Annotated in this window: 27 protein-coding genes; 9 read left to right on the top strand and 18 right to left on the bottom strand. The window is 70.9% G+C overall.

The features are described from left to right. Positions 1 to 40: 40 nt before the first annotated feature. Positions 41 to 772 carry a ribonuclease PH gene (rph, locus tag ABZ840_RS25795; protein ID WP_361562676.1) on the bottom strand — a complete coding sequence of 244 codons (732 nt, stop codon included), beginning with the start codon at positions 770 to 772 and terminating at the stop codon, positions 41 to 43. 99 nt (positions 773 to 871) lie between these two features. Next, positions 872 to 1,105 carry a PTS glucose/sucrose transporter subunit IIB gene (locus tag ABZ840_RS25790; RefSeq protein ID WP_030250235.1) on the bottom strand — a complete coding sequence of 78 codons (234 nt, stop codon included), beginning with the start codon at positions 1,103 to 1,105 and terminating at the stop codon, positions 872 to 874. 227 nt (positions 1,106 to 1,332) lie between these two features. Here ABZ840_RS25790 and ABZ840_RS25785 point away from each other — a divergent pair, with 227 nt between their 5' ends. Beyond that, positions 1,333 to 2,646, top strand: coding sequence for a PTS transporter subunit EIIC (locus ABZ840_RS25785; RefSeq protein WP_361562674.1), 1,314 nt, complete (start codon positions 1,333 to 1,335; stop codon positions 2,644 to 2,646). Between the two features lie 197 nt (positions 2,647 to 2,843). Then, positions 2,844 to 4,097, top strand: coding sequence for a PTS transporter subunit EIIC (locus ABZ840_RS25780; protein WP_361562672.1), 1,254 nt, complete (start codon positions 2,844 to 2,846; stop codon positions 4,095 to 4,097). Between the two features lie 109 nt (positions 4,098 to 4,206). Here the strand turns inward: ABZ840_RS25780 and ABZ840_RS25775 are convergent, their stop codons facing one another. Beyond that, positions 4,207 to 4,959, bottom strand: coding sequence for an MBL fold metallo-hydrolase (locus ABZ840_RS25775; RefSeq protein ID WP_361562670.1), 753 nt, complete (start codon positions 4,957 to 4,959; stop codon positions 4,207 to 4,209). A gap of 312 nt (positions 4,960 to 5,271) precedes the next feature. Here ABZ840_RS25775 and ABZ840_RS25770 point away from each other — a divergent pair, with 312 nt between their 5' ends. Next, positions 5,272 to 5,844, top strand: a complete 573-nt coding sequence (locus tag ABZ840_RS25770) for a type II toxin-antitoxin system PemK/MazF family toxin (protein WP_361562669.1) — start codon at positions 5,272 to 5,274, stop codon at positions 5,842 to 5,844. A 119-nt stretch (positions 5,845 to 5,963) separates the two neighbouring features. Here ABZ840_RS25770 and ABZ840_RS25765 read toward each other — a convergent pair whose 3' ends face one another. The 7 genes from ABZ840_RS25765 to clpS all read right to left on the bottom strand — a co-directional run bounded on the left by ABZ840_RS25765 (position 5,964) and on the right by clpS (position 10,916). Continuing rightward, positions 5,964 to 6,914, bottom strand: a complete 951-nt coding sequence (locus ABZ840_RS25765; RefSeq protein WP_361562667.1) for a cysteine synthase — start codon at positions 6,912 to 6,914, stop codon at positions 5,964 to 5,966. After that, complete coding sequence (locus ABZ840_RS25760; protein WP_361562665.1) at positions 6,914 to 7,246, bottom strand: MoaD/ThiS family protein; 333 nt, start codon at positions 7,244 to 7,246, stop codon at positions 6,914 to 6,916. Before ABZ840_RS25760 ends, ABZ840_RS25765 begins: the two co-directional genes overlap by 1 nt. Positions 7,247 to 7,420: 174 nt before the next feature. Next, positions 7,421 to 7,534 (bottom strand): putative leader peptide, encoded by a 114-nt coding sequence (locus tag ABZ840_RS25755; protein ID WP_361562663.1) that lies wholly within the window; start codon positions 7,532 to 7,534, stop codon positions 7,421 to 7,423. A gap of 156 nt (positions 7,535 to 7,690) precedes the next feature. Beyond that, on the bottom strand, positions 7,691 to 8,125 hold the full coding sequence (locus ABZ840_RS25750; RefSeq protein WP_361562661.1) for a M67 family metallopeptidase: 435 nt from the start codon (positions 8,123 to 8,125) through the stop codon (positions 7,691 to 7,693). 94 nt (positions 8,126 to 8,219) lie between these two features. Beyond that, complete coding sequence (locus tag ABZ840_RS25745) at positions 8,220 to 9,671, bottom strand: amino acid permease (RefSeq protein WP_361562660.1); 1,452 nt, start codon at positions 9,669 to 9,671, stop codon at positions 8,220 to 8,222. A gap of 334 nt (positions 9,672 to 10,005) precedes the next feature. Further along, positions 10,006 to 10,605 (bottom strand): DUF2017 domain-containing protein, encoded by a 600-nt coding sequence (locus ABZ840_RS25740; protein ID WP_361562659.1) that lies wholly within the window; start codon positions 10,603 to 10,605, stop codon positions 10,006 to 10,008. Next, positions 10,605 to 10,916, bottom strand: a complete 312-nt coding sequence (gene clpS / locus ABZ840_RS25735) for an ATP-dependent Clp protease adapter ClpS (protein WP_361562657.1) — start codon at positions 10,914 to 10,916, stop codon at positions 10,605 to 10,607. The genes ABZ840_RS25740 and clpS overlap by 1 nt, the downstream gene beginning before the upstream one ends. Positions 10,917 to 11,081: 165 nt before the next feature. Between clpS and ABZ840_RS25730 the strand changes: the two genes are divergently transcribed. Next, a complete protein-coding gene (locus ABZ840_RS25730; RefSeq protein ID WP_361562655.1) occupies positions 11,082 to 12,410 on the top strand; it encodes a nicotinate phosphoribosyltransferase in 1,329 nt (442 codons plus the stop codon). A 251-nt stretch (positions 12,411 to 12,661) separates the two neighbouring features. After that, the gene (locus tag ABZ840_RS25725; RefSeq protein ID WP_361562654.1) at positions 12,662 to 13,258 is read left to right on the top strand and encodes an isochorismatase family protein; all 597 of its coding nucleotides are present in this window, start codon (positions 12,662 to 12,664) and stop codon (positions 13,256 to 13,258) included. Between the two features lie 20 nt (positions 13,259 to 13,278). Here the strand turns inward: ABZ840_RS25725 and ABZ840_RS25720 are convergent, their stop codons facing one another. Then, positions 13,279 to 13,614 (bottom strand): hypothetical protein, encoded by a 336-nt coding sequence (locus ABZ840_RS25720; protein WP_361562652.1) that lies wholly within the window; start codon positions 13,612 to 13,614, stop codon positions 13,279 to 13,281. Positions 13,615 to 13,806: 192 nt separating this feature from the next. Beyond that, positions 13,807 to 16,200, bottom strand: a complete 2,394-nt coding sequence (locus ABZ840_RS25715) for an immune inhibitor A domain-containing protein (RefSeq protein WP_361562651.1) — start codon at positions 16,198 to 16,200, stop codon at positions 13,807 to 13,809. A 335-nt stretch (positions 16,201 to 16,535) separates the two neighbouring features. On the opposite strand from ABZ840_RS25715, the gene ABZ840_RS25710 reads away from it, so the two are divergent. Then, a complete protein-coding gene (locus ABZ840_RS25710; protein ID WP_361562649.1) occupies positions 16,536 to 16,826 on the top strand; it encodes a hypothetical protein in 291 nt (96 codons plus the stop codon). A gap of 13 nt (positions 16,827 to 16,839) precedes the next feature. Here ABZ840_RS25710 and ABZ840_RS25705 read toward each other — a convergent pair whose 3' ends face one another. After that, the gene (locus ABZ840_RS25705) at positions 16,840 to 17,574 is read right to left on the bottom strand and encodes an RDD family protein (RefSeq protein WP_361562648.1); all 735 of its coding nucleotides are present in this window, start codon (positions 17,572 to 17,574) and stop codon (positions 16,840 to 16,842) included. Between the two features lie 203 nt (positions 17,575 to 17,777). Continuing rightward, a complete protein-coding gene (locus ABZ840_RS25700; protein WP_361562647.1) occupies positions 17,778 to 19,397 on the bottom strand; it encodes an RDD family protein in 1,620 nt (539 codons plus the stop codon). A 249-nt stretch (positions 19,398 to 19,646) separates the two neighbouring features. On the opposite strand from ABZ840_RS25700, the gene ABZ840_RS25695 reads away from it, so the two are divergent. Then, positions 19,647 to 20,123 (top strand): SsgA family sporulation/cell division regulator, encoded by a 477-nt coding sequence (locus tag ABZ840_RS25695; RefSeq protein ID WP_361562646.1) that lies wholly within the window; start codon positions 19,647 to 19,649, stop codon positions 20,121 to 20,123. A 63-nt stretch (positions 20,124 to 20,186) separates the two neighbouring features. Beyond that, positions 20,187 to 20,534, top strand: coding sequence for a tetratricopeptide repeat protein (locus tag ABZ840_RS25690; RefSeq protein WP_361562645.1), 348 nt, complete (start codon positions 20,187 to 20,189; stop codon positions 20,532 to 20,534). 249 nt (positions 20,535 to 20,783) lie between these two features. Here ABZ840_RS25690 and ABZ840_RS25685 read toward each other — a convergent pair whose 3' ends face one another. The 4 genes from ABZ840_RS25685 to hppD all read right to left on the bottom strand — a co-directional run bounded on the left by ABZ840_RS25685 (position 20,784) and on the right by hppD (position 25,309). Next, entirely contained in the window at positions 20,784 to 22,229 is a 1,446-nt protein-coding gene (locus ABZ840_RS25685; protein ID WP_361562644.1) for an NAD(P)/FAD-dependent oxidoreductase, read from the bottom strand. Between the two features lie 96 nt (positions 22,230 to 22,325). After that, on the bottom strand, positions 22,326 to 22,613 hold the full coding sequence (locus ABZ840_RS25680; protein ID WP_361562643.1) for a ribosomal protein L7/L12: 288 nt from the start codon (positions 22,611 to 22,613) through the stop codon (positions 22,326 to 22,328). A gap of 49 nt (positions 22,614 to 22,662) precedes the next feature. Continuing rightward, positions 22,663 to 24,027: an FAD-linked oxidase C-terminal domain-containing protein gene (locus tag ABZ840_RS25675; protein WP_361562641.1), complete on the bottom strand. Its 1,365-nt coding sequence runs from the start codon at positions 24,025 to 24,027 to the stop codon at positions 22,663 to 22,665. A gap of 136 nt (positions 24,028 to 24,163) precedes the next feature. Then, entirely contained in the window at positions 24,164 to 25,309 is a 1,146-nt protein-coding gene (hppD, locus tag ABZ840_RS25670) for a 4-hydroxyphenylpyruvate dioxygenase (protein WP_361562640.1), read from the bottom strand. 133 nt (positions 25,310 to 25,442) lie between these two features. On the opposite strand from hppD, the gene ABZ840_RS25665 reads away from it, so the two are divergent. Further along, positions 25,443 to 25,910 (top strand): Lrp/AsnC family transcriptional regulator, encoded by a 468-nt coding sequence (locus ABZ840_RS25665; RefSeq protein ID WP_030614406.1) that lies wholly within the window; start codon positions 25,443 to 25,445, stop codon positions 25,908 to 25,910. The last annotated feature ends 8 nt before the right edge of the window (positions 25,911 to 25,918 follow it).

Here is a 25,918-nt window from a genome sequence, read left to right as displayed (position 1 = left end):
AGTGCGGGGCATTTCGCCCCCTGTGCCGGTACGCCGCAGGTCACAGCGTCCGTTCCAGCGCCTCCCGCTGTGCCTTGTCCAGGTCCGCGCAGCCCGCCACGGCGAGGTCGAGGAGGGCGTTGAGCTCGTCGCGGGCGAAGGGCTCGGCCTCGGCGGTGCCCTGGACCTCGACGAAGCGGCCGTCGCCGGTGCAGACGACGTTCATGTCGGTCTCGGCGCGGACGTCCTCCTCGTAGCAGAGGTCGAGGAGCGGCTTGCCGTCGACGATGCCGACGGAGACGGCGGAGACCGTGCCGGTCAGCGGCTTGCGGCCGGCCTTGATGAGCTTCTTGCCCTGGGCCCAGGCGACGGCGTCGGCGAGGGCGACGTACGCGCCGGTGATGGCGGCGGTGCGGGTGCCGCCGTCGGCCTGGAGGACGTCGCAGTCCAGGACGATGGTGTTCTCGCCGAGCGCCTTGTAGTCGATCACGGCGCGCAGCGAGCGGCCGATGAGGCGGGAGATCTCGTGGGTGCGGCCGCCGATCTTGCCGCGGACGGATTCGCGGTCGCCGCGGGTGTTGGTGGAGCGGGGCAGCATGGAGTATTCGGCGGTGACCCAGCCCTCGCCGCTGCCCTTGCGCCAGCGGGGCACGCCTTCGGTGACGGAGGCGGTGCAGAAGACCTTGGTGTCGCCGAAGGAGATGAGGACGGAGCCCTCGGCGTGCTTGCTCCATCCGCGTTCGATGGTGACGGGGCGGAGCTGTTCGGGGGTGCGGCCGTCGATGCGAGACATGGGGACGAGCCTATCGGGAATGCCGAAGGCCCCGTTCCGGTACGTCCGCACGTACGGAAGGGGCCTCGGGGCGAGCGCGGCGTGCGCCGTCGGCTCAGCTCACATCATGTCTTCGATGTCGGCGGCGATGGGGTCGGCGTCGGTGCCGATGACGACCTGGATGGCGGTGCCCATCTTCACGACGCCGTGGGCGCCGGCGGCCTTGAGGGCGGCCTCGTCGACGAGGGACGGGTCGACGACCTCGGTGCGGAGGCGGGTGATGCAGCCTTCGACCTCTTCGATGTTGTCGAGGCCACCGAGCCCGGCGACGATCTTCTCAGCCTTGCTGGCCATGTCCACTCCTGCTTGTCTCGGCCGTCGGCGATGGTGCCGAAGGATTCCACACGGTAACGCACGTTCAGCCCTGTTGGACGGGCGTATGTCCGCTGCCTGGCGAATGATGGCGACCACCCGGTGGTGCGTCCGGGAGGTCCCGTCAGCGCCACTACGAATGGTCTACACCACCAGTATGCGGCAAGCACGAGTCGGCCGTCGCGGGGCCGACGGCCGGGAGGATGCGGATGAGTTCGGACGCGGCGGCGGCGCCGAGGAAGAAGAAGTGGGGCGGCGGGCTGTTCCAGGGCCTGCAGAAGATGGGGCGCAGCCTGCAGCTGCCGATCGCGGTGCTGCCCGCGGCGGGCATCCTGAACCGGCTCGGCCAGCCCGATGTCTTCGGGGCCGAGGGGCTGGGCTGGGACGACGTGGCGAAGGTGTTCGCGGGCGCGGGCAGCGCGCTGCTGGACTCCTCGCTCGGGCTGCCGATGCTGTTCTGCGTCGGTGTGGCCATCGGCATGGCGAAGAAGGCGGACGGGTCGACGGCGCTGGCGGCGGTCGCGGGGTTCCTCGTGTACTTCTTCGTGCTGCACCAGTTCCCGGAGGACTGCGCGGGCGGCACGACGTTCGTGAGCGGCGGTCCGCTGGGCGGCGCGTGCGTGGCGAAGGACGGGACGGGGGCGCCGGCGTCGTACCAGAACCCGGGCGTCTTCGGCGGCATCGTGATCGGGCTGCTGTCGGCGTGGTTCTGGCAGCGGTATCACCGCACGAAGCTGGTGGACTGGCTGGGCTTCTTCAACGGGCGGCGGCTGGTGCCGATCATCATGTCGTTCGTGGCGCTGGCCTTCGCGGTGATCTGCCTGTTCGTGTGGCCGCCGATCGGCGACGCGCTGACGAGCTTCAGCAAGTGGATGGTGGACCTGGGGTCGACGGGCTCCGGAATCTTCGGCGTGGCGAACCGGGCGCTGCTGGTCATCGGCATGCACCAGTTCCTGAATACGTTCATGTGGTTCCAGTTCGGCGACTTCACCAAGCCGGACGGGACGGTGGTGCACGGCGACATCAACCGGTTCCTGGCGGGCGACCCGACGGCGGGTCAGTTCACGTCGGGCTTCTTCCCGATCATGATGTTCGCGCTGCCGGCGGCGGCGCTGGCGATCGCGCACTGCGCGCGGCCGCACCGCCGGAAGGAGATCGCGGGCATGATGCTCTCGGTCGGCCTGACGTCGTTCGTCACGGGTATCACCGAGCCGATCGAGTACTCGTTCCTGTTCGTGGCGCCGGTGCTGTACGTGCTGCACGCGGTGCTGACGGGTGTGTCGATGGCGGTGACCTGGGCGCTGGGGGTGCACGACGGGTTCAGTTTCTCGGCGGGTCTGATCGACTACGTCATCAACTGGGGGCTGGCGACCAAGCCGTGGCTGATCATTCCGATCGGGCTGTGTTTCGCGGTGGTCTATTACGCGGTCTTCCGCTTCGTGATCACCAAGTTCGACCTGGCGACCCCGGGCCGTGAACCGGAGGACGTGGGCGAGTCGATGGAGCAGCAGAACGTGAAGTAGGGACTGCTCTGTGTGGCGGAATCCGGCTCCGGAACAATAGGTTCCGGAGCCGTTCCGCTTGCCGCCGTAACGATCAGGAAGAACGGATTCCTTTATGTGGTGACGACATGCTAAGTATGGTCTAAACCACTCAGTGGTGTAGACCATACGAGCGGGCCGCCCTTTTCCCCGGAGCCCGCCTCACCAGGAGGAATCCGATGAGTACGGCCACCGCCGACAAGGCGGCTCCCGCGAAGAAGCGGGGATCCGGCCTGTTCCAGGGCCTGCAGAAGATCGGCCGCAGCCTTCAGCTGCCGATCGCCGTCCTGCCCGCCGCGGGCATCCTCAACCGTCTCGGCCAGCCCGACGTCTTCGGTGACAAGGGGCTCGGCTGGACCGAGGTGTCGAAGGTGTTCGCCGCCGCCGGTGGAGCGGTCTTCGACAATCTGCCGCTGCTGTTCTGCATAGGCGTGGCCATCGGCTTCGCGAAGAAGGCCGACGGCTCCACCGCGCTGGCCGCCCTGGTCGGCTTCCTGGTCTACAGCAACGTCCTCAAGGCCTTCCCCGTCGAGGAGGGCCACATCGACCACGGCAAGTGGGTCGAGCCGGTGGTCAACAACCCCGGCGTGCTCGGCGGCATCATCATGGGCCTGCTGGCCGCGACCCTGTGGCAGCGCTTCCACCGCACCAAGCTGGTGGACTGGCTCGGCTTCTTCAACGGCCGCCGGCTGGTCCCGATCATCATGGCCTTCGTCGGCACCGCGGTGGGCGTGATCTTCACCCTGATCTGGGAGCCGATCGGCGAGGCGATCTCCAGCTTCGGCGAGTGGATGACCGGCCTGGGCGCGGTCGGCGCCGGCCTCTTCGGCCTGATCAACCGTGCGCTGATCCCCATCGGCATGCACCAGTTCGTGAACGCCGTCTCGTGGTTCCAGCTCGGTGACTTCACCGACGCGGCCGGCAAGGTCGCGCACGGCGACATCGGCCGCTTCTTCGCGGGCGACCCGACGGCCGGGCAGTTCATGACCGGCTTCTTCCCGATCATGATGTTCGGTCTGCCCGCCGCCGCGCTGGCCATCGCGCACTCCGCACGCCCCGAGCGCCGCAAGGTGGTCACGGGCATGATGGTCTCGCTGGCGCTGACCTCGTTCGTCACCGGTATCACCGAGCCGATCGAGTTCGCGTTCATGTTCATCGCGCCGCTGCTGTACGCGGTGCACGCCGTACTGACCGCCCTCTCGATGGCCATCACCTGGGCGTTCGGCGTGCATGCCGGCTTCACCTTCTCGGCCGGTGCCATCGACTACGTGCTGAACTGGCACCTCTCCACCAAGCCCTGGCTGATCATCCCGATCGGCCTGGTGTTCGCGGCGGTCTACTACGTGGTCTTCCGGTTCGTCATCCAGAAGTTCAACCTCCCCACCCCGGGCCGCGAGCCCGAGGAGGAGGTCGAGGACCTCACCAAGGCGTGAGCCCCGCCCGTACGCGACGAGGCCCCCGGAACCACAGGGTTCCGGGGGCCTCGTGCATGACGCGGGTGACCTGCACGGCGCGGGCCGCGTACGGGTCACGTACGCGGGGTCAGATCTCGTACACCGCCCCCGCCTTCGCGACCTCGACCGGGCCGTTGAAGACGTCCTGGGCGTCGCGGAGGTTGATGCCGGGGTCGGTCCACGGGGGGATGTGGGTGAGGACCAGGCGGCCGACACGGGCGCGGGCCGCGTGCTCGCCGGCCTCGCGGCCGTTCAGGTGCAGGTCGGGGATGTCCTCCTTGCCGTGCGTGAAGGAGGCCTCGCACAGGAAGAAGTCGGCGTCGTCGGCGAGCGTGTGCAGGGAGTCGCAGACGCCGGTGTCGCCGGAGTACGTGAGCGACCGGCCGTCGTGCTCGATGCGGAAGCCGTACGCCTCCACGGGGTGGCTGACCTTCTCCGTGCGGATCGTGAAGGGGCCGACGGTGAAGGTGCCGGGGGTGAGCGTGCGGAAGTCGAAGACCTCGCTCATGGCGCGGTCGGTGGGCAGATCGGCGTGGGCGGCGGTGAGACGCCGCTCGGTGCCGGCCGGGCCGTAGACCGGCATCGGGGCGCAGCGGCCGCCGTCGGGGCGGTAGTAGCGCACCACGAAGTACCCGCAGAGGTCGATGCAGTGGTCGGCGTGCAGGTGGGAGAGGAGTACCGCGTCGAGGTCGTAGAGACCGCAGTGGCGCTGCAGCTCGCCGAGGGCACCGTTGCCCATGTCGATGAGCAGCCTGAAGCCGTCGGCCTCCAGGAGGTAGCTCGAACAGGCCGATTCCGTCGAAGGGAACGACCCCGAGCATCCGACGACAGTGAGCTTCATAGGGGCGTGAACCTCCGTGGGCGGGGGCGGTGCGGCGGGTCCATGCGGCGGGGCTCGGTCCGTGCTCGGCCGGTCCGTACCAGTCGTTGCAGTGCCCACGAGGGTAAGGCGCGAAAGGGCCGGTGGCTCCTCCAGCGGGGCGAGCTGTGGGCGGAATCACCAGTCCGGGTGGGCCTTTGTGCCGGGAGGGACGAGGGCCGGTATGTACGGTCACCTGGCGGGAGGATCTTCCGCCGGGCGGCGGCCGGCAGGCCGTGGCGCACCCGGCGGGCGGGCGGCGCGGGGCGTGTCGCGGCGAGCGAGGAGGCGGGCGTGGACACCTCATGGTGGCCGGCGGTGCCGGCCGTGGTCGTGCTGGCGCTGGTGGCGGCGGTGGTCGACGGGCTGGCCCGGTCCGGCCGGGGCCCGAAGCGACGGCGGCCGGGGCGCCGTCCGGCGCAGGGCGGCCGGCCCGGTACCGGGCCGGGGTCGCGGCGCCCGGGTGACCGGCCGGTCCGTGCCCGTCCCGGCAAGGGCCGCGGCGGGGTGCCGGAGCCGGGCGAGATCTGGTGGGCGATGGTGCCGTTCGAGGACTCCGCAGAGAAAGGGGCCACGCGCAGCGTGACGGGCAGGGTGGTGGCGGGCGACGGGCGGGCGAAGGACCGGCCGTGTCTGGTGCTGGCCGTGCGCGGCGGCTCCGCGCTGGTCGCGAAGATCACTACGCGGTACCACGCCGAGCGGCCCGGCGTGATCGCGCTGCCGCCCGGCACGGTGGGCGACGCGCGGAACAGGCCGAGCTATCTGGAGACGGACGAGCTGCGGGAGGTGGCGGTGACCGGCTTCCGGCGCCGTGCGGGCACCGCCGATCCGCAGCTGTGGGAACAGGTCCGGCACCTGGCCCGGTAGGCCCCGGCACAGGAGGCGCCAGGAGCGCGCGAAGGCCGCCGCAGCGCGAAGCCCCGGAACGCGCGAAGGCGCCCGGCCACATGGGCCGGGCGCCTTCGGGGAGCGGTGTCAGTGCGGGGTCACGCCCACAGCTGACCGTGCAGCGTCTCGATGGCCGCTTCGGTGCTCTCGGCGGTGTAGACGCCGGTCGAGAGGTACTTCCAGCCGCCGTCGGCGACGACGAACACGACGTCGGCGTTCTCGCCCGCCTTGACGGCCTTCTTCGCCACGCCGATGGCGGCGTGCAGGGCGGCTCCGGTGGAGATGCCCGCGAAGATGCCCTCCTCGGCAAGGAGTTCGCGGGTGCGGCGCACCGCGTCCTGGGAGCCGACGGAGAAGCGGGTGGTCAGCACGGACTCGTCGTAGAGCTCCGGGATGAAGCCCTCGTCGAGGTTGCGCAGGCCGTAGACGACGTCGTCGTAGCGCGGCTCGGCGGCCACGATGTTGACGCCGGGTACGTGCTCACGCAGGTAGCGGCCGACGCCCATCAGGGTGCCGGTGGTGCCCAGGCCCGCCACGAAGTGCGTGACGGAGGGCAGGTCGGCGAGGATCTCGGGGCCGGTGGTGGCGTAGTGGGCGCCCGCGTTGTCCGGGTTGCCGTACTGGTACAGCATCACCCAGTCGGGGTGCTCGGCCGAGAGCTCCTTGGCGACCCGTACGGCGGTGTTGGAGCCGCCCGCGGCGGGGCTGGAGATGATCTCCGCGCCCCACATGGCGAGCAGTTCGCGGCGCTCCTGTGAGGTGTTCTCCGGCATGACGCACACGATGCGGTAGCCCTTGAGCTTGGCCGCCATGGCGAGCGAGATGCCGGTGTTGCCGCTGGTGGGCTCCAGGATCGTGCAGCCGGGGGTGAGCCGGCCGTCCTTCTCCGCCTGCTCGATCATGTGCAGCGCGGGACGGTCCTTGACGGAGCCGGTGGGGTTGCGGTCCTCCAGCTTGGCCCAGATCCGTACGTCGTCGGAGGGCGACAGCCGCGGCAGGCGCACCAGGGGGGTGTTGCCGACCGCGGCGAGCGGGCTGTCGTACCGCATCAGCGCATGCCCGCCCGTCGCCCGTCCGCCACCCCGGCAGGACGCGGCTGCGCCGCGGCAGATCCACCGGCAACGGCGGGGAGGATCGTCACGCTGTCGCCGTCGGCGACCTTCGTGGTGATGCCGTCGAGGAAGCGGACGTCCTCGTCGTTCAGGTAGACGTTGACGAAGCGGCGCAGCTGCCCGCCGTCGACCAGGCGCTCCTTGATGCCGGCGTGCCGGGTCTCCAGGTCGTCGAAGAGCTCGCCGAGGGTGTCGCCGCTGCCCTCCACGGCCTTCCGGCCGTCGGTGTGGGTGCGCAGGATGGTCGGGATTCGGACCTCGATGGCCATGAGGATGCTCCTGGTTTCGGCTGGCTGGGGTGCTTCCCGGAGGGGCCGGAGAGCGAGTCTGGAATGCGCCGCTGCGGCGCGTCGAGCGAGGCGTCCCGGGACGCGGGCGGGGCGTACGTACAGAGCCCGCCGGCCGTCTCGGCCGGGTGCCTGCGTCCGGGCAGGCGGAACCGGTCAGCCGGCTGCGCGGCGCGGACAGATCGCGCTGGCGAGGCGGCACAGGTCGACGTGCAGCCGCGCAACGAGCAGCAAGCCCGGCGTCTTTTCGCTCACGTCGTGGTCAACCATGCGGTCATCGTATCGATTCCCGGTCCGGCTTTTGGAACCCGGTCTTGGGATGCGGACGGACAGTGCACACCATGTGGGATGCGCCCATTCGGGGCACCCCGGCGGACCCTGCGCCGCCGGGGCCGACCCCCTGCGGGAGGTGACGGGCGTCACGCGTCACTTGTACGCGTCGACGACCTCGACCTCCTCCTCTGTGATCACGCCCGCCACGATCCGGAAGGAGCGGAACTGGAACGGGCCGGCGTCGTCGGTGTCCGCGGTGGAGACCAGGACGTAGTGCGCGTTCGGCTCGTTCGCGTACGAGACGTCCGTACGGGACGGGTAGGCCTCGGTGGCGGTGTGCGAGTGGTAGATGACGACGGGCTCCTCGTCCCGGTCGTCCAGCTCGCGGTAGAGCTTGAGCAGGTCGGTGGAGTCGAATTCGTAGAACGTGGGCGACCGCGCCGCGTTCAGCATCGGGACGAACCGCTCGGGACGGCCGTCGGCGGGCGCCGGCGTCGGGCCCGCCAGGACGCCGCACGCCTCGTCGGGGTGGTCCTTGCGGGCGTGCTCGACGATCTGGTCGTGGAGGGCCCGGGTGATGGTCAGCATGGGCCCAAGAATAAGCATCGGGCCCGTACGTACCATTCTCTGATACGTACGGGCCCGGATGCTGGACACGGAGGCCGGACCGGCCCCGCGGGGCTCAGCCCTTCTTCGTGGTGTCGACGGGGCCCTTGGCCGCGAAGACATTGGGGTCCCGGCGCTTGATGGCCAGGTAGCCGAGGCCCATGATCGCGGCCCAGATCGGCGCCGCGTAGAGCGAGATCCGGGTGTCCGGGTCGATGCCCATCATCACGATGACCATGGCGATGAAGGCCAGCGCGAAGATCGAGGTGTACGGGGCGCCGGGGGCCTTGAACTCCGACTGCGGCAGCTCGCCGCGCTTGGCCTTGGCCCGGTAGCGCAGCTGCGAGAGCAGGATGACGATCCAGGCCCACATGCCGGAGATGGTGGCGAAGGAGACCACGTAGTTGAAGGCCTCGCCCGGCCACTGGTAGTTGATCCAGACGCCGACCAGCATCATCGCGACGGAGACGCCGGTACCGGTCGTGGGCAGGCCGTTCTTGCTGAGCCGGTTGAAGAACTTCGGGCCCTGGCCGTTGCGGGACAGGTCGCGCAGCATGCGGCCGGTGGAGTACATGCCGGAGTTGGCCGAGGACAGCGCCGCGGTGAGGACGACGAAGTTCACGATGCCGGCGCCGGCCGGGAGGCCGATCTTGGCGAAGGCCGCGACGAAGGGGCTCACGCCCGGCTCGAAGACGGTCCAGCTGACGACCGACAGGATGATGATCAGCGCGCCGATGTAGAAGAGGCCGATCCGCCACGGCACGGTGTTGATGGCCTTGGGCAGGACCTTCTTCGGGTCGGTGGCCTCGCCGGCGGTGACGCCGACCAGCTCGACGGCGAGGAAGGCGAACATCACGATCTGGAGGGTCATCAGCGTGCCGCCGATGCCCTTGGGGAAGAACCCGCCCTCGGACCACAGGAGGCTGAAGGAGGCGGTGTCGCCGGCGTCGGAGAAGCCGAGCGTGATCACGCCGAGGCCGATCAGGATCATGCCGATGATGGCGGTGACCTTGACCATGGAGAACCAGAACTCCAGCTCACCGAAGATCTTCACGGAGATCAGGTTGATGCCGAAGAGCGCGACGGTGAAGACCAGTGCGGCAAGCCACTGTGGGATGTCTTTGTTCCAGTACTGGACGTACGTCGCGGCCGCGGTGACCTCGGTGATGCCGGTGACGACCCAGAAGAGCCAGTACGTCCAGCCGGTCACGAAGCCCATGAAGGGGCCGAGGAACTCGCGGGCGTACTCGGAGAAGGAGCCCGAGACGGGGCGGTACATGAGGAGCTCGCCCAGGGCTCGCATGATGAAGAAGATGACGAGTCCGACGATGGCGTAGGCGAGGATGATGCTCGGCCCGGCCTTCGAGATCGCCTTGCCCGCCCCGAGGAACAGGCCTGTTCCGATGGCGCCACCAATGGCGATCATCTGGATCTGCCGGTTTCCCAGTCCGCGCTGATAGCCCTCTTCGGGGGCAGATCCCGCGGCGTCGGTGACGCCGTGCTGATTGTCGACCTGCGCTGAGGTCATGTGTGGTGCGCCTTTCTCCATTCCGACCCGGTCTGTCCGGATCGGGTCCCGATCCCCCCGGATGGAGTCCTGCACGCCGACGGTCGGCCGGCGAAGCGCTCCCGCGGCGACAGGGGTGGCGTCACCGGCGGCAGGTCGAGAGTTTTTACCACGACCACTGAGGATGTACTACCGGGACACCGCAGGGCACAACAGAGAAAGTAGGACAAAATTCAAAAGGCGCAGGATGGCCGGGCTCCGCAGTAATGCGATCGTTATCCGGATTTGAGCATCCGCTGAGCGAACGCCTCTCCGTACGTAGTCGAACGTGCCGGACCGGTGACGAAGCCGCCGGTCAGGGCATCAGCGTCTCGATCAAGGTCTCCTGCAGCCCGCCCAGCCAGAGGTACGCCATCGCCATCGGCTTGCGCGGGTCGTCGTCCGGCAGGCCGATAAGCCCGCTGCCGTCGTCCTCGTCCGAGACCTCCAGACGGGTGCCGATCGCCAGCCGGAGATCGTTCAGCGCGCCCAGCCACTGCTGGGACTCGTCGGGCTTCAGCCGCAGCACGGCGCCCTCGGCCTTCTTGTCTCCCTCCGCGGACAGCGCGTCCAGGGAGCGGACGACCGCCAGGGCGTCCTCGCGCTTACGGGCCCGCAGGTCGTTCTCGGTGTAGCGGCGGAACTCCGCCGAGGCGGCGCGCGCGTCGTCGTCCGGAACGTGGTCGGGGCCGCCGTACGCGTCGGGGAAGAGCCGGGCCAGCGCCGGGTCGGACGGCGGCTCGCTGGGCCCCTCGGCGAAGAGCGCGTCCAGCGGGTCGGCGCCCTCGGCGGGCTCATCACCCGGGCCCACCAGCTCCATCAGCTGGACGGCCAGGCTGCGCAGGATGGAGATCTCGACCTCGTCGAAGGCGGCCGCCGCTCCCCCGCCGGGCAGGGCTTCGAAGTGGCCGGCCATCAGCGGTCCTGCGTGAGGGTCGCCCAGAGGCCGTAGCCGTGCATCGCCTGCACGTCGCGCTCCATTTCTTCGCGGGTGCCGCTGGACACGATCGCGCGGCCCTTCCGATGGACGTCGAGCATGAGCTTGCGTGCCTTCTCCTTGGAGTACCCGAAGTACGCCTGGAACACGTAGGTCACGTAACTCATGAGGTTGACGGGGTCATTGTGAACGACGGTCACCCAGGGCACGTCGGGTTCCGTCACCTCGAAAGGTGCTTCGGTCGTTTCGGGACGTTCGATCTCCGTCGGTGCGACACTCACGGGTTCCATGCTGCCACCCGGGAGGGGCACACGCACAAACGACCCGGGGAAATCGTCAATGTGACGAGTAAGCGGGGTAGCATCGACGTATGACTGCATCTCCCGGGGGATGACCCCCGGACGCCCAGCCGGTTCGGTGTGGTCTTGGGACGTCGAATTGCGAGGTAAGCGGAAGTGAACGTTGCCGATTTGGGGCTGCCGGTGGCCGTGCCGTCGACTGCGCTCTTCACCGACCAGTACGAACTCACCATGCTGCAGGCCGCGCTGCGGTCCGGGACCGCCGACCGCCGCTCGGTCTTCGAGGTCTTCACCCGGCGGCTGCCCGAGGGCCGCCGCTACGGCGTCGTGGCCGGCACGGGCCGGGTGCTGGACGCCGTGGAGAACTTCCGCTTCGACGCGACCATCCTGGACTTCCTCGCCGACCGCGGCATCCTCGACGACGAGACCCGCCGATGGCTCGCCGATTTCCGCTTCCGCGGCGACATCTGGGGCTACCCCGAGGGCGAGGTCTACTTCCCCGGCTCGCCGATCCTGCGCGTCGAGGGCACCTTCGCCGAGGCCGTGCTGCTGGAGACGGTGATCCTCTCGATCCTCAACCACGACTCCGCTGTGGCCGCCGCCGCGTCCCGGATGTCGGTCGCGGCCGGCGGACGCCCGCTGATCGAGATGGGCGCCCGGCGCACCCACGAGCTGGCCGCGGTGGCCGCCTCCCGGGCCGCGTACGTGGGCGGCTTCCACACCACCTCCGACCTCGCGGCCGGCTTCCGGTACAACATCCCGACGGCCGGGACCAGCGCCCACTCCTTCACCCTGCTGCACGACAGCGAGCGGGACGCGTTCACCGCACAGGTCGACAGCCTGGGTGCAGGAACGACTCTGCTGGTGGACACGTACGACGTCGCCGAGGCGGTCCGTACCGCCGTCGAGGTGGCCGGGCCCGGCCTGGGCGCCGTCCGCATCGACTCCGGCGACCTGCTGCTCCTCGCCCACCGGGTGCGCGAGCAGCTGAACGAGCTGGGCGCCACGGACACCCGGATCGTGGTCACCAGCGACCTGGACGAGTACGCCATCGCCTCGCTGGCCGCGGCCCCCGTGGACGCGTACGGCGTCGGCACCCAGCTGGTCACCGGCAGCGGGCACCCCACCTGCTCGATGGTCTACAAGCTGGTCGCGCGCGCCGACAGCGACGGCGCCGACGCGCCGCTGCGGCCGGTCGCGAAGAAGTCCATGGGCGGCAAGGCCTCGCAGGGGGGCCGCAAGTGGTCCGCGCGGCGCCGGGACGAGCACGGCGTGGCGGAGGCCGAGGTCGTCGGCACCGGGCCGGTCCCCGCCGAGCTGGCCGACCGGCAGCTCCAGGTGCCGCTGGTGCGCGGCGGCGAGGTGATCGCCCGCGAGCCGCTGGACGTCGCGCGCGACCGGCACCTCGCGGCCCTCGCCGGCCTGCCGATGTCGGCGATGCAGCTGTCGCGCGGTGAGGCCGTGCTGCCGACGGAGCACGTCTGAGGCGGCTTTCCCGGGTACCTCGGTACACAGGACCTCGGGAACCGACCGGCCGGCGGCCGGGGCGCGGCGGGGCGCATCGCTGCCCCGCTCTGCGCCTCTGGCCTGCCGGTGTGTCGCGAACCGCCGTACAGCGCCCACTCCCGGAACCCCGGGTCAGTGGCTACCCTCGGTCACATCGGCGTGTGCCGTAGCCCCCACATTTTCCACAGCCGCCACCCCGTCCCCCCATTTCCCATCCGGAAGGCCGCACCATGCACCGGGCATTGATCGTCGTGGACGTACAGAACGACTTCTGTGAGGGCGGCAGCCTCGCGGTGGCCGGCGGCTCGGACATCGCCGCAGCCATCACCGATCTGGTGGGCGAGGCCGCGGGCGGCGGTTACCAGTACGTGGTGGCCACCCGCGACCACCACATCGACCCCGGGGACCACTTCTCCACCCGGCCGGACTACGAGCACAGCTGGCCGGTGCACTGCGTCGCCGGGACCGAGGGCAGCGGCTTCCACCCCAATTTCGCGCCCGCCATCGTCTCGGGCGCGATCGACGCGGTCTTCTCCAAGGGCGAGTACGCCGCGGCGTACAGCGGCTTCGAGGGCGTGGACGAGAACGGCACCTCGACGGCGGAGTGGCTGCGCGCGCACGACGTGAGCGAGGTCGACGTGGTGGGCATCGCCACGGACCACTGCGTGCGGGCCACGGCGCTGGACGCCGTGCGCGAGGGGTTCCGGACCCGGGTCCTGCTGGACCTGACGGCCGGGGTGGCCCCGCACACGACGGAGGCGGCGGTCGCCGAGCTGCGCGAGGCCGGGGCCGAGCTGACCGGCAAGCCGGTGGTCAGCGGGGGCTGAGGAGCGCCCTCCGGGGCGTGTCAGCGGGGGCCGAGCGGCTCCGGGACGGCAGGGCGCAGCAGCGCCCGTATCGGGTGCCAGGACTCCGTGTCGTCCTCCGGTGCGGCGCGCCAGACCAGGCCGTCGGGGTGGTGCAGGACGGCCGTGACCTCGTCCGGTGTGGGCGGCTCCGTGTTGCCGCGGAGGTAGACGGCGCGCAGGCCGAGGTTGCGCAGCCGGGTCAGGGCGCGCGGGCGGTTCGCGGCGTGGACGAGGACGCGTACGCGGTGGCCGCTGCCGCCCGGTCTGGGCAGCGAGAGGGCCACCACCACGCTTCCTCCGGGAAGCCTGGTGAAGCCGGATCCGGTCAGGGTCATGTGTCCCCCGTGCATGGTCGGTGCAGCGGTCGGTGCATGGTCGTGCGGCCGGCGCAGGCCGGGTCGGGGCATGCGTCGGGATCCCCTCGTGAGACTGCGTGTCAGCAAGAGGGCCACAGGAGGCATCTAAACGCGATCGGCCGCCGCCCGCTAGGGGGTGGCGGCCGATACGTCTGTGACCTGCGGATTTACTTACTTCTTCGCTGCGCGTCCGACCTCGACGATCACCGTGGAGCCGTCCTTGGCCTCCTTGGAGATCTTGATCCGGGTGTTGGTGTCAGGAACGATCACACCACCGGTCGGGTTCATCTTGTCGTAGTAGATCCCGTAACGGTCGTCGAAGAGCGTGATGCCCTTCTGCGACGGGAGCCGCACCGCCTTGCCGTCCTTGTGCAGCGTGATCGCGTCGGTGCGGGCCGCGGTGAAGGTCGAGTCGTAGGTCTGGAAGCGGTTGCGCATGAGCTTGCCGTCCGACCACTTCGTGGCCTTCGGGTGCGCGTCGACGGGGAGGATCTGGCCGGCGCCCGGGTGCTCACCGACGTTGTTGTCCGTCTGCGAGGTGTCCCACAGCCAGATCAGCACGCCGTTCTGGAAGGGGAAGTGCTCGACCCAGTTCGGCCGGGTGGAGGCGAAGCCGAAGTTGTACGGGCCGGTCTTCAGGGTCTTGTCGTACGAGACGTACTGGCGGTTCTCGGCGAGGTAGTACTGCGGGTAGTCCTTGGTGAAGGTCTCGCCGATGCGCGAGAAGCCCTTGGCGCTCCAGCCCGCGTCGTCGCCCTCGGCACCGTCGGTGAAGAGCGGCTTGCCGTCGGCCACGATGCTCAGCGCGTCGGCCGCGAAACCCTTCTGGGCCACGCCGCCGTCGGTCTGGTAGCGGAACCGCAGGTCGACCTTCTTGCCCGCGTACGCGTCCAGCGGGTAGACGAGGTCCTGGTAGGCGTCGACGGTGCCGGTCAGCGCGGGCTTGTCACCGGCGTCGCGCGGGATGGCCCGGCCGTTCGCGGTGCCGTCCAGCGGGGTCCAGTTGGCACCGCCGTCCGTGGAGACCTCGGCGTACAGGTAGTCGTACTCCGCCTCGATGTCCCACCAGCCCTTGAGGTTCAGGGACGCCTTGGCCTTGCCGGTGAGGTCGACGGACCGGGTGAGGGTGTTCTTCAGGTCGTCACCCATGCCGCTCCACCACTGCTTGGCGCCCTCGGCAGGCTTCACGACCGAGGTGGTGACGGCCTTCTTCGGCAGCTCGACGACGAGCGCCTGCTTGTGCTTGGTGTTGTACTCGGCGACGCCCAGCTTGTGCCAGGACTTCGTCGCGGCGCGCGCGGTGTCGTAGTTGAGCCAGCCCAGCTGGAGCTTGTCCCAGGCGCTCATGTCGCCGGGCAGGTCGCCGATGGAGTCCTTGCCCTCGCCGAGCCAGGAGCCGGAGGACATCAGGGACCAGAAGTCGACGGAGGACTCGCCGGTGCCGCCGGTGTCGTACTCGTCCGGCAGGCCCAGGTCGTGGCCGTACTCGTGCGCGAAGACGCCGAGGCCGCCGTTCTCCGGCTGCATGGTGTAGTCGCCGACCCAGATGCCGGTGGAGCCGATCTGCGCGCCGCCGGCGCGGTTCTCGCCGGGGCCGGTGCGGCCGGCGTCGGTGCCGTAGGCGTACCAGCGGTGCGCCCAGATGGCGTCGGTGCCCTGCGCCCCGCCGCCGGCGGACTCGTCCTCACCGGCGTGCACGATCTGGAAGTGGTCGATGTAGCCGTCCGGCTCGTTGAAGTTGCCGTCGCCGTCGTAGTCGTAGCGGTCCCACTGGTCGTACTGCGCCAGGTCCGCCTTGATCTGCGCGTCGGTGCGGCCGGCCGCCTTCTGGTCGTCCGCCCACCGGTTCACACCGTCGCGTATCAGGTCCCAGGCGTTGGAGCAGTTGGTCTGGCCGCAGTAGTTGGACCCGTAACGGGCCTCGTTCCAGTCGACCTTGACCCAGTCGGAGACCTCGCCCTGGACCGAGTAGCGGCCCGAGGACTGCTTCTCGTAGTACTTCGCCAGGGACTCCTTCTTCTTGTCGTGCGAGAAGTAGAGGTCCTGGTAGTGCTGCTGGTTGAAGTCCTTCTGCCAGTCCGTGCTGTTGTCCGTCGCACGGTCCGGCTCGGCTATCGTGTTGTGCGCGGGGCCTGCGTCGCCGCCGTACTTCTTCACCGGCGGCTTGGGGCCGTCGCCGTCCGGGTCGTACATGGTCGTGTTGTCGACCTTGTCGCCGAACTCCACCAGGATCGTGAAGATCTTGTCGGTCTTCTCCCGGGCCAGTTCGACGTACTTGCCCTTGTCCAGCTTCACGACCTTCGAGCCGCCGCGCTCGGTCGCCTCGGCGTCGCCGGATATGACCTGGCGGAGGGCCTCTTCGCGCTGTGCCGCCTGCCGCTCGCTGAACGGGCCCTTCAGGTCGTGCTCCACCGTCCGTTCCGCGGGCGCCGGGTCGTTCGGCGCGCTCCCCGCCGCGCCGCGGCCGTCGGCCTGTGCGGCCCCGGACGCAAAAACGGCCGCCCCGATCGCGGCGGTTGCCGTGGCCAGGGCGGCCGATCTGAACAGCAATCTCTGGGATCTCACGTGCGCTGTCCTCCCCTAGAACGAACGGTCGTTGGAGGCATTTGACCGGAACGCCGGGAGAAAAGACAGACCTTGATTTGAGCACGTCAGCGAAGTACGTTACTCGGCTTGCCACGTACGGGTATCGGACGCTCGGCGCCCTCCGGGAGCGCCCCAACGGGCGCGTCGTACGGGGGTGTTGACCGGCGACATGAATCGGTGCGCCCCCTGTGCACCGGACCCGTGGGTCAACTCACGCTTACCGGACGTTCCGCTCGGGCAGTAAGGACCGTAGAGTCTTTTGACGGCGCGCCAAGTCGACTCACACCCCTGATGCTTCCGAGGACGGACCCGCCATGCCTCGACCGACTGCCGCACAGCTCGCCTACGGTTCGGCCACCGTCGTGCTCTCCACCCTCGCCATGCTGCTGCTCTCGCAGACCAGGACGGGCATCGGGGCCGCGGTCATCGCCATCGCCGGGCTGGGGCTCGGGCTTCTCGTCGCGGTCACGGCGCCGCTGCCGCGCTCGGTGCGGGCCCGCCGGACGCGCGCCGCCGCCCCACAGGTGCGGCCCGAAGGCTTCGTGGGACGGCGTACGTCGCCGACCCGGCCTGCCGAGGCACGGGTCGGCGAACACTCCCGTTAGGACGCGCGGGCGGTCAGGCGGTGGAGACCACCACCGTGCGGGCCGCCTTGTCGTGCAGGCACTGCTGGTACGGCTTGTCCCAGGTGCACCACAGGGCGTTGAGCAGCCAGAAGATCGTGCCGCAGCAGGGAATGATCTCGGGCAGGGTGTAGACGGCGGCCCGTACCCAGCCCGCCCGGGGCGTGGGGATCGCCCCGTTCTCCAGCATCGCCACCCTGATCTTCATGGCCATCTTCCCGACGGTCTGGCCGCGGGTGGTGAGCATGACGCCCTCGTAGACCAGGTAGGCCAGCATCGTGACGCCGGAGACCAGCGTCTGCTTGCCGCTGTCGCCGGCGCTCGTCGCGGTGTAGTCCACCCCGCCCACGAGGAACCACATGATCAGGCCCACCGGCACCCCGATGAGGATGCCGTCGATGATCCGCGCCACCAGCCGCCGGCCGCGGCCCGCGAGCGGCGGCATCCCGGCGAGCGGATCGGGGGCGCCGTAGGGATCACCACCGCCGTAGGGGGCACCGCCGTACGGGCCGCCGCCGGGCGGGCCACCGTAGGGACCGCCGCCGGGCGGAGGACCGTAGGGACCGCCTCCGGGCGGGGGGCCGCCGCCGTACGGACCGCCCGCGGCGGGGCCCCGGGGCGCGCCGCCGTACGGGTCGCCGCCCGGCTCCTGCGGGTGCTGCGGCTTCTTGAGGAACGGGTCGTCTTCCGGCGGCTCGCCGGATCCGGGCCTCGGCTGGTCGGTACTCATGGCCCGAGTCGACCGCGTACCACCGGGCGCCGCATCCGGCGTGCGCCGTTCGGGGGAAGTGCGACGCGCCGGAGAGGTGCGCGCAGCGTGCGCGGGCGTGCTGCGGCGCTCCGGGGCGCACATGGACGCCCCGGCTCGCGCACCGGGCCCGCGGCCGCCCCGGAAGGGGCCAGTCCGCGGAAAGGGTCAGCCCTCGGAAGGGGTCAGCCCTCGGCCACGAACGTCCGGGCCGTCTTGTCGTGCCAGCACTGCCGCCAGGGGCGGTCGATCAGGCACCACAGGGCGTTGACCACGCCGATGGCCAGCACGCCGAGCACGCCGTACACCAGCCAGCGCTTGATCGCCGCGGCGAGACCCGGGGTGTCGTGCCCCTCGATGTCCAGCACCCGCAGGCCGCAGAGCTTCTTGCCCAGCGTGTGGCCCCACTTGGCGGTGGGCAGCGCCTCGCAGAGCAGGCCGACGACCAGCAGCACCGCGATCACGATGGCCAGGTAGCCGCCGGTGGTGCCGTCGAGGAGGTAGACGGTGGTCTGCACGCCGGCCTCCTTCGCCGCCTCGACCTTGGCGTCGATGTGGTCGGCCGACGCGTTCCACAGCGGTACGGCGACCCCGGCGATCAGCGCGCCCAGCACCGCCGTGTCGATCAGCCGGGCGGCGACCCGGCGGCCGAGCGGGGCGGGCCGGCCCTGGTCCTGCGCGGCCTGGAGGAAGGGGTTGTCGGCCGGCGGCTTCCAGGGGATGACGCTCTCGGGCGCGCCGGACTGCTGCGGGGCCGACGGGCCGGACTGCGGGGCAGCCGCGGGGCCCGACTGCTGGGGGTAGCCGTACCCGCTCTGCTGCGACGCGGCGGGGCCTGCCTGCGGGTAGCCGTAGCCGCTCTGCTGCTGCGGGCCCGGCGCCGCGGGACCGGCCTGCTGCGGGTAGCCGTAACCGCCCTGGCCGGGCACGGCGGGGGTGCCCTGCGGGGGGTAGCCGTAGGCGGGCGCCGACGGCGGGGACTGCCGGCCGGCCGGGGGCTGCGCGGCGGGGGCCTGCGCGGCCGGGGAGCCGGTCGCGGGGCGGGCGTCGCCGCGGTCCAGCCGGATCGCCATCGTGCCGTCGGCCCGGCCCGTGTCCTGAGCCGCCGATGCCGGCTGCTCCCCCGCGGTCCCGCCGGGGCGCAGCGCGCGGAAGGCCATGGTGCCCTCGGCCGGGACGGCGGGCTGCGCGGCCTCGACGGCCGGCGGCTCACCGGTGGCGGGCGCGGCGTCCGTACGCTCGCCCTGCGCGGCGGGGGCGGCGTCCGAACCTTCCTGCGCTCCTACCGGGGCGCCGTCGCCCCACGGCTGGGCCTCGCCGGGCGCGCCCGGTGCCGCGCCCTCGCGCTGCGGCGGGACCGAGCCCCAGGAGACCCGGCGGTCCTGCTCGCCGCCGAAGCCGCTCTGGTGGGCGGAGTCGGCCTGCCACGAGGTGCCCGATCCGGGGCTGTTGCCGTGCAGCCGGCGCGGGTCGTCCCAGTCGGCGGACGCCACGTCCACCTCGCCGCGCTCGCGCACCGCGAGGGCGTCGCCCTCGGCCTCGCCGTCGACCTGCCCGGAGTCCTCCTCCTCGTCGAAGAAGACCGGGCCGGTCTCCTCGGCGGCGGGCGGCTGGGCGGCGGACGGCGCGGGGGCTGCGCCCGGCGGCGGGGAGGGCATCGCCTCGCCCTCGGCGGGCGCCGGCCGGCTGGTGCCGGGCACCCAGGAGGCGCCGTTCCAGTACCGGATGTAGCCGGGGATGGACGGATCCGGGTAGTAGCCGGGGGCGGGGCTGTCGCCGGCGGATCCTGACAAAGGCGCGCTCATGTCCAAAATCCCGTATCTGTGCTCGGCCTGCTGGGGCGGGGTGGGGCTAGTGCAGTCTGCCGCAACGCAGCGTCCACATCTATCAGACGGGGGGTGGTCGTCGGGTATGTCCCGGGTCCTGACCCCTCGGAAGAGGGGTGCGAAAAAAGTTGTACGAAGTCGCGTAATGGTCCGGGAGTCGCTGCCTCTATCCCTGTGCGGGCGGTTGTTCACGGGGTGCCCGCACAGGAACGTAGAGAGGCGTGACTCATGCACACCGTGGTGGAACGAGAGCTGGAACTGGGTCTGGTGCTGTCGCCGGAGCGCAGCGTCGCGGTGCCCGCCCGGCTCACCTACCGGACCGACGACCCCTACGCCGTACACGTCGCCTTCCACATCGGATCCGACGCCCCCGTCAACTGGACGTTCGCCCGCGAGTTGCTGGTGGAGGGGGTGTTCCGGCCGTGCGGGCACGGCGACGTGCGGGTGTGGCCGACCAAGGTCGAGGGACGGAGCCTGGTCTGCATGGCGCTGAGCTCCCCGGACGGGGACGCGCTGCTGGAGGCGCCGGCCACCGCGGTGTCGGCGTGGCTGGAGCGCACGCTGCGGCTGGTGCCGCCGGGCACCGAGGAGGAGCACCTCGGGATCGACAAAGGGCTGAGGGAGCTGCTGGCGCCGGCCGCGCGCGACGACCTGTGGCTGCTGGACCCCTGGCCGTCGGACGAGTCGCCGGAGAGCGGCGCCTAGGAAAGACGGCACCCCCGCCGACCTTGGTGGAATGTTCAACCACCTCGCGGCGTTGCCGAGACCATGACCGAGACGTACTACACGCAGGGCTCCCCCGCCGAGCGCTGGGACCGTGCGGGACTCTTCTTCGACGCCAAGGACTACACCACCGCGGCGCACATCCTCGAAGGCCTCGTCGCCGAGGTACCCGAGCAGGTCGCGCCGCGCCTGCTGCTGGCCCGCGCCTACTACCACTCCGCGCAGCTCTGGCGCGCGGAGACGGAGTTGCGCGCGGTCCTGGAGCGGGACCCGGTCGAGAGCTACGCCCGGCTGATGCTGGGCCGTACTCTCCAGCGCCAGGGGCGGTCCGACGAGGCCGCCCCCCATCTGCGCCTGGCCGCCGTCATGACCGGCGACCCGGAACTCGACTGAGCCGCGGGGCCACCCGGCCCCGCTCGGCCGCGCCCCGGCAGGGGCGCGCCGGTCAGGACGCGAGGGCGGCGAGCACCACCAGCGCCAGGAGGATCACCGCGGTCTCCCGGCGCCGGGCCCACCTGAGCAGTCGCAGGTCGGGCAGCGAACCGCCCCGCCCCGGCCGCTGCTGCCGGAGGCCACGGAATCCCCGCTGTCGTCGCTCATGCGCCCAGCCCGTGGGTGCCGTACGGCGTGCCGATCGGCGGCTCAGCCCCGGTAGGTCTCCAGCAGCCGCAGCCACACCTCGCTGATCGTCGGGTACGCGGGCACGGCGTGCCACAGGCGGGACAGCGGCACCTCACCGGCCACGGCGACGGTCGCCGAATGGAGCAGCTCACCGACGCCCGGGCCGACGAACGTCACGCCGAGCAGCACCTCGCGGTCCAGGTCGACGACCATCCGGGCGCGGCCGCGGTAGCCGTCGGCGTACAGACTCGCGCCCGCCACGCCGCCCAGGTCGACGTCGACGCTGCGGACGCGGTGCCCCGCGCGCCCGGCCTCCTCGGCGGTCAGCCCGACCGAGGCCGCCTCCGGGTCGGTGAAGACGACCTGCGGGACGGCGGCGGTGTCGGCGGTCGCGGCGTGCGCGCCCCAGCGGCCGGTGTCCAGGCCGGGTGTGCCCTGGGCGCGGGCCGCGATGGCGGCACCCGCGATCCGGGCCTGGTACTTGCCCTGGTGGGTCAGGAGCGCCCGGTGGTTGACGTCGCCGACCGCGTACAGCCAGTCCCCGTCGACGCCCGTGACCCGGCAGCTGTCGTCCACGTCCAGCCAGCTGCCCGGCTCCAGGCCCACGGTCTCCAGCCCCAGGTCGTCGGTGCGCGGCGCGCGTCCGGTGGCGAAGAGCACCTCGTCGGCCTCGATCCGCTCACCGCCGCCCAGGGTGAGGGTGACGGGGCCGTCCGGGTCCGGGCGGTGCGCCTCCTCGACGGAGGTGTGCCATCGGAGGTCGGCGCCGGCCTCGCCCAGTGCCTCGGCGACCAGCTCGCCGGCGAACGGCTCCATCCGGGCCAGCAGCGACCCGCCCCGTACGAGCATGGTGACCCGGGAGCCGAGCGCCTGGAAGACGGTCGCCATCTCCACGGCGACCACGCCGCCGCCGACCACCGCGAGCCGGTCCGGCACCTTCTGCGCGCTGGTCGCCTCGCGGCTGGTCCAGGGCTTGGCCGTGTCCAGGCCCGGCAGGTCGGGGAGCGCCGCCCGGCTGCCCGTGCAGACCGCGACGGCGTGCCGGGCGATCAGCTCGGTGCCGCCGTCGACGGTCACCCGCTTGGGCCCCGTCAGCCGGCCCTTGCCGCGCACGAGGTCGATGCCGGCCGAGTCCAGCCACTCGACCTGGCCGTCGTCCTTCCAGTGCGAGGTGAAGGCGTCGCGGTGGGCGAACACGGCGCGGGCGTCGAGCGGTCCGCCCGCGGCCTCGGGCACCCCGGGGACGCGGCGGGCGTCGGCGCGCGCGGTGACCGGGCGCAGCAGCGCCTTGGACGGCATGCAGGCCCAGTACGAGCACTCGCCGCCGACCAGTTCGCTCTCCACGATCACGGCGCTCAGCCCGAGCGCGTGCGCGCGGTCGGCGACGTTCTCGCCGACCGGGCCCGCGCCCAGCACCACGACGTCGTACTCCCTGCTCTTCGCTGCGGCTTCTGCGGTGGGTGCCATCGGCGCTCTCGCTCCCTGCGTCCGGCTGATCCGGCGGTGGACGGTCGTCGCGCCCATCCTCCGCCCGCGAGCGCGCCATGGCCAGGCGAGCGCCGGTCAGCGTATGCGCGCCTCGACCGCCTCCTTGGCCTCCACCAGGCCGGCGCCCGTCAGCTGCCGGTACCGCTTGATCGCCTCGACCTTGCGGTCGCGGCGGAGCAGGTCGTCGATCTCGGCCAGCTCGGGGCGGTCGTCCACGATGCCGTGGTGCGCGAGGAGGAGGTCCAGGCGGTGCTCGGTCTCCCGCAGGCGCCGCTCCAGCCGCTTGGCGCGCATGTCGGAGAAGGAGTTGACCAGCAGGAGGACGGCGAGGACCAGCGCCACCCACGTCAGTACGTCATTCATGCCTGGACTGTACGTCCCGGCACCGACACCGGGCCCCGGCGCGGGCCGGTCAGAAGACCTTTCCCGGGTTCAGCAGGCCGTGCGGGTCGAAGACCTGCTTGATGCCCTGGTGCATCTCCAGGGAGACCGGGCCCAGTTCGCGGGCCAGCCACTCCTTCTTCAGTATGCCGACGCCGTGTTCGCCGGTGATCGTGCCGCCCAGCTCCAGGCCGAGGCCCATGATCTCGTCGAAGGACTCGCGGGCGCGCCGGGACTCGTCGGGGTCGGCGGCGTCGAAGCAGACGGTGGGGTGGGTGTTGCCGTCGCCCGCGTGCGCGCAGACGCCGATGGTGAGGTCGTACTTCTCGGCGATGGCGGCGCAGCCGTTGAGCAGGTCGGCGAGCTTGGAGCGGGGTACGCACACGTCGTCGATCATCGTGGCCGTCTTCACCGCTTCGAGGGCGGTGAGGGTGAGCCGGCGGGCCTGCAGCAGCAGGTCCGACTCGGCGGCGGTCTCGGCGGGGACGACCTCGGTGGCGCCCGCCGCCTCGCAGATGGCGCCGACGGCGGCCAGTTCGGCGGACGGGTCCGGGCTGTCGAAGGCGGCGAGCAGCAGCGCCTCGGTGGAGTCCGGGAGGCCCATGTTGGCCATGGCGTTGACCGCGCGGATGCTCGTACGGTCCATCAGCTCCAGCAGCGAGGGGGCGTGGCCGCGGGCCATGATCTCGCAGACCGCGGCGCACGCGGCGTCCGTGGAGGGGAACTCAGCGGCCAGCGCGAGCTGCTGCGGCGGCTCGGGCCGGAGCGAGAGGACGGCGCGTACGACGATGCCGAGGCTGCCCTCGGAGCCGACGAAGAGCCGGGTGAGGTCGTAGCCGGCGACGCCCTTGGCGGTGCGGCGGCCGGTCTGCAGCAGCCGGCCGTCGGCGAGCACCACGTCCAGGCCGAGCACGTACTCGGCGGTGACGCCGTACTTCACGCAGCACAGGCCGCCGGACGCGGTGCCGATGTTGCCGCCGATGGAGCACATCTCCCAGCTGGAGGGGTCCGGCGGGTAGTACAGGCCGTGCTCGTTCACGGCCCGGGAGAGGGTGGCGTTGATGACGCCGGGCTCGACGACCGCGATCCGGTCGACGGGGTTGATCTCCAGGATCCGGTCCATCTTGGTGAGGGACAGGACGATGCAGCCGTCGGAGGCGTTGGCGGCACCGGACAGGCCGGTGCGGGAGCCCTGCGGGACGACGGGGACGCGCAGCTCGGTGGCGGTGCGCATGACGTGCTGGACCTGCTCGACGGTGCGCGGCAGGACGACGACTGCGGGGACGCCGGCCTCGCAGAAGCTGGCCATGTCGTTGGCGTAGGAACCGGTGACGTCGGGGTCGGTGAGGACCGCCTCTTCGGGGAGTCCGCTGCGCAGCTGTGCGATGAGGTCCATGGCGACACCTTGGCATCCGTGCGGGCTACACGGAAGATCGTGGAGCGGATTACGGAAGGCGGTTTCCGCCGTGGTCCCGCCGGCCGTGCCGGGGCCGTTCCGGGCCCGGGCGGAATGCCCGGGCCCGGCGGCGCGGTCACAAGTTGCCGCGCTTTTCCTGCTCGCGCTCGATCGCCTCGAAGAGGGCCTTGAAGTTGCCCTTGCCGAAGCCGAGCGAGCCGTGCCGCTCGATCATCTCGAAGAAGACGGTCGGGCGGTCCTGGACCGGCTTGGTGAAGATCTGCAGCAGGTAGCCGTCCTCGTCGCGGTCGACGAGGATCTTCAGCTCGCGCAGCGTCTCCACCGGGACCCGGGTCTCGCCCGCCCAGTCGCCGAGCGTGTCGTAGTACGAGTCGGGGGTGTCCAGGAATTCCACGCCGGCCGCCCGCATCTGGCGCACCGTGGCGACGATGTCGTTGGTGGCGAGCGCGATGTGCTGGACGCCGGCGCCGCCGTAGAACTCCAGGTACTCGTCGATCTGCGACTTCTTCTTCGCGATCGCGGGCTCGTTGATCGGGAACTTCACCTTGCGGGTGCCGTCCGCGACGACCTTGGACATCAGCGCGGAGTACTCGGTGGCGATGTCGTCACCGACGAACTCCTTCATGTTCGTGAAGCCCATGACCTTGTTGTAGAAGGCCACCCACTCGTTCATCCTGCCGAGCTCGACGTTGCCGACGCAGTGGTCGATCGCCTGGAAGAACCGTTTCGCCGGGGGCTCGACGATCGGGGCGGCCGCGACGAAGCCCGGCAGGTACGGGCCGTCGTAGCCGGACCGCTCGACCAGGGTGTGCCGGGTCTTGCCGTACGTCGCGATGACCGCGCGCACGACCGTGCCGTGCTCGTCCTTGGCCTCGTACGGCTCCTCGATGCCGCGCGCGCCGTGCTCGACCGCGTAGGCGTACGCGGCACGGGCGTCGGGGACCTCGATGGCCAGGTCGATCACGCCGTCACCGTGCTCGGCGACGTGGTCGGCGAGGAAGCGGCCCCACTCGGTCGACGGCTTGATGACGGAGGTGAAGACGAAGCGGGCGCGGCCGGACTCCAGGACGTAGGAGGCGGTCTCCCGGCTGCCGTTCTCCGGACCCGCATAGGCGACCCGCTTCATGCCGAAGGCGGTGGCGTAGTAGTGCGCGGCCTGCTTGGCGTTGCCGACGGCGAAGACGACGGCGTCCATCCCCTTCACCGGGAAGGGGTCCGCCTGCGCTGCCGTACCGGGTGAATGATCGATGGTCTCAGTCATGGCGGCAGGCTCTCTCCGAACCACAAGGTGCGCAACAGTTTGCGTTTCGACTGGACAACATGGCCAGCGACTCGCGGGTATCGTCGGGCGATCTGTACATCATGACCACCGTCAGACCCTGGAGAGGCGGCACATGGCGATCGACCGGCTGGACGGGCGGCTCATCGAACTGCTCGCGGCGGAACCGCGGATCGGCGTACTGGAGGCGTCCCGCCGGCTGGGCGTGGCGCGCGGCACCGTGCAGGCACGACTGGACCGCCTTCAGTCGAATGGAGTGATCCGGGGATTCGGCCCCGATGTGGATCCGGCGGCGCTCGGATATCCGGTGACCGCTTTCGCCACGCTTGAGATCAAACAGGGCCAAGGCGCCGACGTTCGTAATCATTTGGCAACCGTCCCTGAGGTGCTTGAGCTGCATACAACGACGGGACATGGGGACATGCTCTGCAGATTGGTTGCACGTTCCAACGCCGATCTGCAACGTGTCATCGACCGGGTTGTCGGCTTTGATGGCATCATGCGGGCTTCGACTGCGATTGTCATGGAAAATCCGGTCCGCCTGCGCATCATCCCCCTGGTGCAACAGGCGTCGGGGGACTGAACGAGGAG

Source organism: Streptomyces sp. NPDC047117 (assembly GCF_040643545.1).
Lineage (GTDB): Bacteria > Actinomycetota > Actinomycetes > Streptomycetales > Streptomycetaceae > Streptomyces.
The sequence above is the reverse complement of the archived record's forward strand: the minus strand, read 5'-3'. Positions and strand labels throughout refer to the sequence as shown.